This is a genomic window from Tropicimonas aquimaris (genome assembly GCF_042676185.1).
In the GTDB taxonomy this organism is placed as follows: domain Bacteria; phylum Pseudomonadota; class Alphaproteobacteria; order Rhodobacterales; family Rhodobacteraceae; genus Tropicimonas; species Tropicimonas aquimaris.
Genome location: NZ_JBHTJT010000020.1, coordinates 1 through 547, shown reverse-complemented (window position 1 = coordinate 547; position 547 = coordinate 1). Strand labels below are relative to the sequence as shown.

The window sequence follows — 547 nt, the reverse complement described above, 5'->3', positions numbered from 1 at the left end:
CTGCTCGGCGCGCGGCGCTATCTCGTGGCGCGGCAGCCGGACAAGGGGCCGGAACTGCGCCATTTCCGGATCGACCGGATCGAGGCGCCGGAGGTCACCGGGCAATACTTCGCCCGCGACCCGGGCTTCGACATCGACGCCCATGCCGCCCGCGCCTTCGGCTCCTACCAACACGAGGCGGAGCTCGGCGAGGTGATCTGGCACTTCGCGCCCGAGGCCGCCGAGCGCGCCGCGGAATGGCGGTTCCACCCGGACCAGCAGACCCGCCCCCTGCCCGACGGCGGGCTGGAGGTGCGGTTCCGGGCGTCGGGGCATCTGGAGATGACCTGGCACCTCTACCAATGGGGCGATTCGGTCACCGTGGTGGCGCCGGAGGCGTTGGCGACGCTGGTACATCCCGGCCGCAGGGAGGATTTCGACGCACTTCCGTGACAGGGTTCACATTTCGTTCTTGCAAACAACAACAATTTCCAGTCGCATATGCAGGCCCATGACAGCTTCTGACATGCTCACAGCGCACCTGTTGCAAGGTCGACGGCCCGCCCGC

Annotated in this window: 1 protein-coding gene; it reads left to right on the top strand. The window is 67.8% G+C overall.

Features of this window, described 5'->3' with window-relative positions; all coding sequences use genetic code 11:
* Positions 1–432 (top strand): helix-turn-helix transcriptional regulator (locus ACFQ2S_RS11840; RefSeq protein ID WP_386074691.1); only part of this gene is annotated, 432 nt, incomplete at its 5' end.
* Positions 433–547 lie beyond the last annotated feature (115 nt).